The organism is Micromonospora arida (assembly GCF_003857035.1).
In the GTDB taxonomy this organism is placed as follows: Bacteria; Actinomycetota; Actinomycetes; order Mycobacteriales; family Micromonosporaceae; genus Micromonospora; species Micromonospora arida.
On record NZ_QGSY01000175.1, the window covers coordinates 93341 to 103141 of the forward strand.

Annotated in this window: 9 protein-coding genes; all 9 read left to right on the plus strand. The window is 70.9% G+C overall.

Annotated elements, in window-relative coordinates:
• The first annotated feature begins 115 nt into the window (after window positions 1-115).
• Entirely contained in the window at window positions 116-1165 is a 1050-nt protein-coding gene (locus tag DLJ58_RS15760; protein ID WP_208741122.1) for a sugar ABC transporter substrate-binding protein, read from the plus strand.
• Complete coding sequence (locus DLJ58_RS15765; protein ID WP_124857142.1) at window positions 1165-2253, plus strand: mandelate racemase/muconate lactonizing enzyme family protein; 1089 nt, start codon at window positions 1165-1167, stop codon at window positions 2251-2253. Before DLJ58_RS15760 ends, DLJ58_RS15765 begins: the two co-directional genes overlap by 1 nt.
• Window positions 2250-3323: an ABC transporter permease gene (locus DLJ58_RS15770; protein ID WP_124857144.1), complete on the plus strand. Its 1074-nt coding sequence runs from the start codon at window positions 2250-2252 to the stop codon at window positions 3321-3323. Before DLJ58_RS15765 ends, DLJ58_RS15770 begins: the two co-directional genes overlap by 4 nt.
• Before the next feature lie 5 nt (window positions 3324-3328).
• Window positions 3329-4270 (plus strand): ABC transporter permease, encoded by a 942-nt coding sequence (locus DLJ58_RS15775; RefSeq protein ID WP_158629597.1) that lies wholly within the window; start codon window positions 3329-3331, stop codon window positions 4268-4270.
• Entirely contained in the window at window positions 4267-5799 is a 1533-nt protein-coding gene (locus DLJ58_RS15780; RefSeq protein ID WP_124857148.1) for a sugar ABC transporter ATP-binding protein, read from the plus strand. Before DLJ58_RS15775 ends, DLJ58_RS15780 begins: the two co-directional genes overlap by 4 nt.
• On the plus strand, window positions 5796-6773 hold the full coding sequence (locus DLJ58_RS15785; protein ID WP_124857150.1) for an aldo/keto reductase: 978 nt from the start codon (window positions 5796-5798) through the stop codon (window positions 6771-6773). The genes DLJ58_RS15780 and DLJ58_RS15785 overlap by 4 nt, the downstream gene beginning before the upstream one ends.
• Before the next feature lie 64 nt (window positions 6774-6837).
• Window positions 6838-7677: a fumarylacetoacetate hydrolase family protein gene (locus tag DLJ58_RS15790; protein ID WP_124857152.1), complete on the plus strand. Its 840-nt coding sequence runs from the start codon at window positions 6838-6840 to the stop codon at window positions 7675-7677.
• Window positions 7677-8981 (plus strand): L-fuconate dehydratase, encoded by a 1305-nt coding sequence (locus DLJ58_RS15795; RefSeq protein ID WP_124857154.1) that lies wholly within the window; start codon window positions 7677-7679, stop codon window positions 8979-8981. The genes DLJ58_RS15790 and DLJ58_RS15795 overlap by 1 nt, the downstream gene beginning before the upstream one ends.
• Before the next feature lie 81 nt (window positions 8982-9062).
• Window positions 9063-9801, plus strand: a 739-nt coding sequence (locus DLJ58_RS15800) for an SDR family NAD(P)-dependent oxidoreductase (protein WP_148097990.1), incomplete at its 3' end; no start/stop codon positions are given.

Here is a 9801-nt window from a genome sequence, read left to right on the forward strand (position 1 = left end):
TCAGCAACCCCTTGACTGTGCCGGTGTGAGCGAGTACACACTAGCAAAGCAACATCCTATAGGAAATAGGTTCCTCCGCCACCGTCTCGCCACCACCACCCCCGAGGAGACGAACATGTCGCGCAGAATGCTGTCCCGAATCGGCTCCGGCCTGACCGTCGTGGCCCTCGCCACGACCACTGTGGCCTGCACGAAGAAGAGCGACACCACCGACGCCGAAGCCGGTGGCCGGGAACCGGCGCAGGTCAAGGTCGCGCTCGTGCCCGGCGGCTCGCACCCGTACTTCCAGCCCTGGAAGGACGCCGGTGCCAAGGCCAAGACGGAGCTGGCTCTCGGCGACGTCACCTTCAACGAGACCGCGGGCTGGGACCAGACCAAGCAGAACGACGTGCTCAAGTCCCTGGCAGCGCAGGGCTACAACGCCTTCGGCGTCTTCGGCGTCTCGCCGGACAACATCAACTCCACCTTCGAGGACCTCAAGCGGCAGGGCTTCCCCGTCGGCTCGCTGGCCTCCTGCCCGGCCGGGGCCAACAAGGCCGACTTCTGCCTCTCCACGGACGTGGAGGTCGCCGCCTACAAGGGCGCCAAGGCCGCCATCGACGCGATGGGCGGTCAGGGCAACCTGGTGCACCTGACCGGGAACAAGGTCGACTCCAACACCCAACGCCGGATCGCGGGCGTGGAGAAGGCGGTCGCCGAAACCGGTGGCAAGGTGACCCTGCTCCAGAGCGTCACCGACATCGACAAGGATCTGCAGAGCGCGCAGAGGGCCGTGGCCGACCTCCTCGCCGCGAAGGGCCGCCAGATCCAGGCGATCGTGAACACCGCCTACAACCCGGCGGTCGCCTCGGCCGAGGGCGTCCGCCAGTCGAAGCTGCCCATCAAGGTCATCGCCATCGACGACGACCCGACGGTCCTCGACGGGCTGCGCGGCGGCTCGGTGGCCGCCACCGTCCTGCAGAACCCGGTCGGTCAGGCCCAGGTCGGCTCGTACGCCCTGATGAAGCTCAGCGGCGGCTGCACCATGGCCGAACCCGGAGTGACCATCGACTCGGGCTCGTTCGTGGTGACCAAGGACAACCTGGACGGCTACGAGGCCGACCGTACCTCCACCACCGAGGCACTGCGGAAGAAGTTCGACGGCGACCTGCTCAAGTGCAGCTGATGTCGACCATCACCAGGGCCGAGGCGTACCTCGTCGACATTCCCGTCGAGACCGTCCGCACCGACGCGGTACAGGCGTTTCTGAAACAGGAGACGCTCTTCGTCGAGGTGCGCACGGCCGACGGCGGGCACGGCACGGGGTACGCGTACACGATCGGGACCGGCGGCACGGCGGTGCTCGCACTGCTGCGCGACTACCTGTTGCCGCACCTGGTCGGCCGAGATGCCGCCCGGGTGGAGGCGCTCTGGCGGGACCTGCACGCCGCCACCCGCGCCACCGCGGTCGGGGCCATCACCTCGTTGGCGCTCGCCGCGATCGACACCGCGCTGTGGGACCTGCGCGCCCGCGCCGCCGGCCTGCCGCTGTGGGTGCTCGCCGGCGGCGCGAAGGACCGCATCCCGTTGTACGACACCGAGGGTGGCTGGCTGCACCTCACCGAGGACGAGCTGGTCGCCGGCGCGAAGGCGTCCCAGGCGGCCGGCTGGCCCGGCGTCAAGCTGAAGGTCGGCAAACCCAACCCGGCCGAGGACGCCGCTCGCATCGGCGCGGTCCGGGCGGCCCTCGGCGACGACTTCGACGTGATGGTCGACGCCAACCAGTCGCTGACCGCCGCCGAGGCGATCCGCCGGGCCCGGCTGCTCGAACCGCACCAGCTCGCCTGGTTCGAGGAGCCGCTGCCCGCCGACGACGTCGCCGGGCACGAGCTGCTGGCCCGCGCGACGAGCATCCCGGTGGCGGTGGGGGAGTCGATGTACTCGATCGGCCAGTTCGCCGAGTACCTACGCCGGCAGGCGGCCGGCGTCGTCCAGGTCGATGTCGCACGCATCGGTGGCATCACCCCGTGGCTCAAGGTGGCCCACCTGGCCGAGGCGTGCAACGTGGTGGTCTGCCCGCACTTCCTGATGGAACTGCACGTGAGCCTCTGCGCGGCCGTGCCGAACAGCCGCTACGTCGAGCACATCCCGCAACTGCGCGCGATCACCCGGACCGAGATCGCGATCGTCGACGGCCACGCGCTCGCCCCCGGCGAGCCGGGCCTCGGCATCGACTGGGACCGCGACGCGATCGAGGACAGGAGGGTGGCGTGAAGACGGAAACAGCGCCGGAGGCGCCGGCGGTGCCTCCGGCCGCGGAGCCCAGGCCGTCGGCCAGGGCCCTGCCGGTCTGGGCGAACCCCCGGCTCGGCCTGCTCATCGTCATCGCCGTGCTGGTCGTCCTCTTCTCGTCGCTCACCCCCGCGTTTCTCGACCCCCGCCTCACCCTGGCACCGCTGCAGGCCGACATCAGCGTGTACGTCGTGGTCGGTCTCGCCCAGCTCGCCGTGCTCTCGCTCGGGCACATGAACATGGCCGTGGGCCGGATGGCCGCGCTGTCCACCTTCGCGATGGGCCTGGCCTACGACCGGCTCGGCGTCCCACTGCTGGTCGGACTGCTCGTGGGTCTCGCCGTCGGGGCGGGCATCGGCGCGCTCGCCGGCCTGCTCATCGCCAAGACCGGCGTGAACTCCTTCGTGGTCACCCTCGCGCTCGACTTCGGGCTGCTGGGCCTGGTCACGATCCTCTACACCTGGGCGACCGGCGGGGTGTCGTTCGCGGTGCAGCCGAGTGGACTCTCCGCCCTGCGCTTCGACACCTTCGCCGACTACTGCATGGGCGAGGTCTGCGGGCCGCGGATCCCGCTGGTCGTGCCGATCGCGGTCGCGGCGGCGCTCGGTGTCGGGGTGCTGTTCCGGCACGCCCGGCTGGGCCGGGAGATCCTGATGACCGGCTCCAACACGGTCGCCGCCGAGCTGTCCGGCATCCCCACGCACCGCCGGGTCGTCGCCGCGCACGCGTTGAGCGGGCTGCTCGCCGCACTGGCCGGGTTCCTGCTCGCCGCCAACAACGGGGCCTTCTCCGCCAACATCGGTGAGTCGTTCCTGCTGCCGTCGTTCCTGGCCCCGGTGCTCGGCGGGACGCTGCTCGCCGGTGGTGCGGTCAGCGTCCTCGGCACCGCGCTCGGCGCGACCCTCACCCAGGTCATCTACAAGGGCCTCAACCTGCTCCAGTTCTCCCTGGAGGAGCTGAAGCTCTACATCGGACTCGTGCTGCTCGCGGCGCTGTCGCTGGACCGGCTACGGGCCCTGCTCGCCGAGCGAAGGGCGGTGTCATCATCATGAGGAGCGTGATCCGGACCAACGAGTTCACCCTCGCGGTGATCGCGGCGCTCGGGTTCGCGGCACTCGCTGTCGCCACCGACTTCAACCTGCTCACCGCCGGCACCCTGGACGCCTTCCTGCGCTTCCTCGCCCTGCCGATCGTCATCGGCCTGGCCCAGATGGTGGTGCTCGCCGTCGGTCAGATGAACCTCTCGGTGGGCGTGCTCACCGGTTTCTGCGCGGTGGCCTCGGGCTGGCTGATGGTCGACGCCGGGCTGCCCGCCCCGGTCGCGGTGCTCGCCGCGCTGGCCCTCGGCGCCGTTGTCGGGCTGGTCAACGGCCTGTTGGTGATCTTCACCCGGATCAACGGGTTCATCGTCACCCTCGCCACCATGACGATCCTCGAAGGGCTGCGGTACGGGGTGAACGGCACCGGCACCTACCAGGGCTACTCGCCCGGCCTGCGCGAGTTCGGGCAGGCGTCAGTGGCCGGCGTACCCGTGGTCTTCCTGCTGGCGGTCGCGATCGCCGTCGCGGTCGCCCTCTTCTTCCGGCGCACCGTGCCCGGACGGCATCTGCTCGCCTCCGGCGGCAACCCGTTCGCCGCCCGGCTGTCGGGCATCTCCAACGACCGGGCGTTGGTGCTGGCCCACACCCTGTCGGGGCTGCTGGCCGGCTTCGCCGCGGTGATCGTGGTGGCCGCCTTCGGATCGGTGAACGCCTCGATCGGCGACGACCTGCTGCTGCCCAGCTTCGCCGCGCCGATCATCGGCGGGGTGGCCCTGGCCGGCGGCATGATCAGCGTGACCGGCACGGTGCTCGCCGCCTTCCTGGTGCGGCTGGTCGATGTGAGCCAGTCGCAGTTCGACATCAACCGACGGTGGGTGGACCTCATCATCGGCGCGGTCGTCCTCGGCGCGGTGCTGCTCGGTCAGTTCCGCGACAAGCTCTCCGGAGGTTCACGATGACCGTCGTGCTGTCCGCCGAGAAACTGGTCAAGACCTTCCCCGGGGTACGCGCCCTGGACGAGGCGACGCTGACTCTGACCGCCGGCAGCGTGCACGCGCTGCTCGGCGAGAACGGCGCCGGCAAGAGCACCCTGATCAAGATCCTGACCGGGGTGTACCGACCGGACGGTGGGCAGTTGCGGCTGCCCGGGCCCGACGGTGAGCTGCGCGCGGTGCAGCTGGGCAACCCGCAGGACGCCCAGCGGGCCGGCATCGGTGTCGTGCACCAGGAGCGGAACCTGATCCCGGCGTTCAGCGTCGCCGAGAACATCTGCCTGCAACACCTGCCCCGCCGCGCCGGCCTGCTCGACCGGGCGGCGCTGCGTACCGAGGCCCGCCGTTGCCTCGACCTGCTCGACCTCGACCTGGACCCCGACCTGCCGGTGTCGCGGCTGTCGGTGGCCCAACTGCAACTGGTGGAGATCGCCAAGGCGCTGTCGGCGGACTCGACAGTGCTGCTGCTCGACGAACCGACAGCGTCGCTGACCAACGACGAGGCCGACCGGCTCTACGGCATCGTGCGTCGGCTGTCCGAGCGGGGTCACGCCACCGTGCTGGTCAGCCACAAGCTGGAGGAGGTCTTCGCGGTCGCCGACACGGTGACCGTGCTGCGCGACGGGCGCAGCGTCGCCGAGGCGGAACCCCTCGCCGACCACAGCCGCGAGGAGATCGTCGACCTGATGGTCGGCCGGGCGTACCAGCAGGTGCACCTCGCCCCCAGGACCGTCGCGGCGGACGTCGAACCGGCGCTGGTCCTCGATGCCGTCGCCACCACCGCCGGCCACCACGACGTCAGCCTCGCCGTCCGCCCCGGTGAGATCGTCGGCCTGTACGGATTGGTCGGCGCGGGCCGCAGCGAGCTGGCCAAGGCGCTGCTCGGCCTCGACCGGATCAGCTCCGGGGAGGTGCGGGTACACGGCCGTCCGGCCCGGATCCGGGACGTGGGCGACGCCCTGCACCGGTACCGGATCGGCTACGTCACCGAGAACCGCAAGGAGGAGGGCCTCTTCCTCGACCAGACCGTGGCCCGCAACACGGCGGTGACGGTGTGGCGTCGGCTGGCCCGGCTGGGGCTGGTCCGCGACCGCTCCGAGCGGCTGCTGGTCAACGAGTACGCCGATCGGCTGGGCATCCGACTCGCCTCGCCCGACCAGCACGCCGGTCAGCTCTCCGGCGGCAACCAGCAGAAGGTCAGCCTGGCCAAGTGGCTGGCGGCCGACTGCGACGTGCTCATCATCGACGAGCCCACCGTCGGCATCGACGTGCGCACCAAGGCCGCCTTCCACGAGTTGATCGCCGGCCTCGCCGCGCGCGGAATGGCCATCCTGCTGATCTCGTCGGACCTGCCGGAGATGGTCACCCTCGCCGACCGGATCGCGGTGATGCGGGTGTTCGCCATTGTTGGTGAACTGGACAACGACCACGACTACGACCGGATGAGTCAGTCGGTGATCCGGTTCATCCATGACGGGCAGGGGGTGGTCGCGTGAAGGCCACCGAACCAGTGACCCTGGGGCGTACCGATGTGGCGGTGACCCGGCTCGGGCTGGGGCTCGCCCCGATCGGTGGAATGTTCGACGCCGTCGGTGACGAGGTAGCCCACGCCACAGTCGAGGCGGCCTGGGATCTCGGGCTGCGTTACTTCGACACCGCCCCGCTCTACGGCTGCGGCCTCTCCGAGCGGCGCGCCGGGGCGGCCCTCGCCGGCAAGCCGCGCGACGCGTTCACCCTCTCCACCAAGGTGGGTCGGCTGCTCGTCCCGGACGGTGGTGATCGGCAGGAGTTCTGGGCCGAGCCGACCGACCTCACGCCGCAGTTCGACTTCTCCGCCGCCGGGGTACGTCGTTCCCACGCGGAGAGCCTGGCCCGGTTGGGGCTGGACCGGATCGACATCGCGCACATCCACGACCCGGACGACCACCTCGCCGAGGCGGTCGCCGGGGCGTACCCGGCGTTGGCGCAGTTGCGGGAGGCCGGCGAGATCGGCGCGGTCAGCGCCGGGATGAACCAGGCCCCGGCGCTGGTCGAGCTGGCCCACGCCGGCGACTTCGACTGCTTCATGCTCGCCGGCCGGTACACGCTGCTCGACCAGTCCGGCCTCGACGAGTTGCTGCCGCTGGCTCACGCGAAGGGGATTGCGATCATCGCCGCCGGCGTCTACAACTCGGGCCTGTTGGCCGACCCGACACCGGGCGCCCACTACGACTACGCCCCGGCCGGGCAGGGGCTGCTGGACCGGGCCACCGCGATCCGGTCGGTGTGCGAGCGGCACGGCGTACCGCTGCGGGCCGCGGCGATCCAGTTTCCGCTCGGGCACCCGGCGGTTGCCAGCGTGGTGGTCGGCGCCCGGGACCCGGAGCAGATCGCCGACAACGTGGCGATGTTCGAGTGGGACGTGCCCGGCGCGTTGTGGGCCGATCTCAAGGCCGAGGGTCTGCTGCCGAGCGAGGTGCCGACGCCGTGATCATCGACGCGAGCAGCCGTCCGGCTTGTGTCGCGACTCGTACCTATGCACTGGAGGTTGGTTCGTGAGACTCATGCGCGTCGGGCCCGTGGGGCGGGAACGCCCCGTGCTGTACGTCGATGGGCGGCACTTCGACCTCTCGTCGCTCACCGCCGACATCGACGGCGAGTTCCTCGCCGGCGACGGCGTCCGGCGGGTCCGCGAGGCCACCGACCTGCCCGAGATCGACGTCACCGGTCAGCGGGTCGGCGCACCGATCGCCCGGCCCGGCGTGGTGCTCTGCGTGGGGCAGAACTACGCGGCGCACGCCGCCGAGTCGGGCGCCGCGCCACCGACCGACCCGATCATCTTCTACAAGGCGCCCAACACCGTCGTCGGCCCGTACGACGAGGTCCTGATCCCGCGCGGGTCGACGAAGACCGACTGGGAGGTGGAGCTGGCGGTGGTGATCGGCCGGACGGTGCGCTACCTCGCCTCACCGGCCGACGCCCTCGGGCACATCGCCGGGTACGTGCTGTCCAACGACGTCTCCGAGCGGGACTTCCAACTCGCGGTCTCCGGTGGCCAGTGGTCGAAGGGCAAGTCCTGTGAGACGTTCCAACCGCTCGGCCCGTGGCTGGTCACCGCCGACGAGATCGGCGACCCGCAGGCGCTGCGGCTGCGTTCCTGGGTCAACGGCGAGCCCCGCCAGGACTCCAGCACCAAAGACATGATCTTCGACGTGGCGTACCTGATCTGGCACCTGTCCCAGTACACAGTCCTGGACCCGGGCGACGTCATCAACACCGGCACCCCGCAGGGGGTGGCGCTCTCCGGCCGGTTCCCGTACCTGGCCGTCGGCGACGTGATGGAGGTCGAGATCGACGGCCTCGGCCGGCAGCGCAACACGCTCCGGGACGCCTGATGGCGGTGATCACCTCCGTCGACACGTACGACGTGCGGTTCCCGACCTCGCGGGACCTCGACGGCTCCGACGCGATGAACCCCGACCCCGACTACTCGGCCGCGTACCTGGTGCTGAGCACTGACGACGGCCCGGACGGGCACGGATTCACCTTCACCATCGGGCGGGGCAACGACGTCTGCCGGGCGGCCATCGACGCGCTGGTGCCGTACGTGGTCGGCCTCGACCCGGACACCGTGGACCTCGGCGCGTTCGCCCGCTCGCTCACCCACGACTCGCAGCTGCGCTGGCTCGGCCCGGAGAAGGGCGTGATGCACCTGGCCGCCGCAGCGGTGATCAACGCGATGTGGGACCTGGTCGCCAAGAGGGCGGGCAAGCCGGTCTGGCGCTACCTGGCCGACCTCAGCCCCGAGCAGATCGTCGACCTGGTCGACTGGCGCTACCTCACCGACGCCCTCACCCCCGACGAGGCGCTGGAGATCCTGCGCGCCGCCGAGCCGGGCCGGGCCGACCGGATCGCCCGGCTGACCGAGCGGGGCTACCCCGCGTACACCACGTCACCCGGCTGGCTCGGCTACTCCGACGACAAGGTGGTCCGGCTGGCCCGGCAGGCCGTGGCCGACGGGTTCACCCAGATCAAGCTGAAGGTGGGCGCGGACGCCGCCGACGACGTCCGCCGCCTGAAGATCGCCCGCGAGGCGGTCGGCCCGCAGATCCGGATCGCGCTCGACGCCAACCAGCGTTGGGACGTCGCCGAGGCGGTCGACCGGATGCGGGAGCTGGCGCCGTACGACCCGTGGTGGATCGAGGAACCGACCAGCCCCGACGACGTGCTCGCCCACGCGGCGATCCGATCCGCCCTCGCCACCAGCGCACCCGACGGCGGGCCGATCCGGGTCGCCACCGGCGAGCACGTCGCGAACAGGGTCGTGTTCAAACAGCTGCTCCAGGCCGACGCCATCGACGTCGTGCAGATCGACGCCTGCCGGGTGGGTGGCGTGAACGAGAACGTCGCCATCCTGCTGCTGGCCGTGAAGTACGGGGTGCCGGTGTGCCCGCACGCCGGGGGAGTGGGCCTGTGCGAGCTGGTGCAGCACCTGTCGATGTTCGACTTCGTGGCGGTGTCCGGTTCGATGCGCGACCGGGTCGTCGAGTACGTCGACCACCTGCACGAACACTTCCTCGATCCGGTGGTGATCAAGGACGGGCACTACGTGGCACCCAGCGCCCCCGGGTTCTCCGCCGCGATGCGTCCGGAGAGCCTCGCCACGTACGCGTACCCCGACGGGCCGGCATGGGTCTGACGAACCTCGACACGCACGACCGCACGGCCTCATCGACGGCGGTGCGTCACCTCAGCGGACCACTCGGAAGGGGAGAGCAGTATGCGGTGTGACGGTCTCGTGGCGGTGGTGACCGGAGGTGGATCGGGGATCGGCCTTGCCTGCGTGCGGGCGTTCGCCGCCGCCGGCGCCCGAGTGGGTGTCCTGGACCTGGAACTGGCCGGGTTGCCGGAGGATCCCGGCGTACTCGGCGTCCGGGCGGACGTGGCCGACCGGTCGTCCCTCAGCGCGGCCGTCGCCTCGGTCGCGGAGAGGTTCGGCGGCATCGACATCCTGGTGAACAACGCCGCCGTCTCGGCCGTGGGCACTGTGGAGGAGAACGACGACGAGCAGTGGAGCCGGGTACTCGACGTCAACGTCTCCGGCGTGGCCCGAACCAGCGCCGTCGCCCTGCCGTACCTGCGCCGGTCGTCGTCCGCGGCGATCGTCAACATCTCCTCGATCGCCGCGACCACCGGTCTGCCCAAACGCGCCCTGTACTCGGCGTCGAAGGGTGCCGTGCACGCCCTCACCCTCGCCATGGCCGCCGACCTGGTGACGGAGGGCGTCCGGGTCAACTGTGTCGCCCCTGGCACTGTCGACACGCCCTGGGTGGCCCGCCTGCTCGCCGGCGCGGCCGACCCGACGGCGGAGAAGCGCCAGTTGGCCGCCCGCCAGCCGACCGGCCGACTGGTGACCGCCGACGAGGTTGCCGCCGCCGTCGTCTACCTCGCCTCGCCCGTGACCAGGTCGGTGACCGGTTCGTCGCTGCCGGTGGACGGCGGTATGTCCGGCCTGCGCC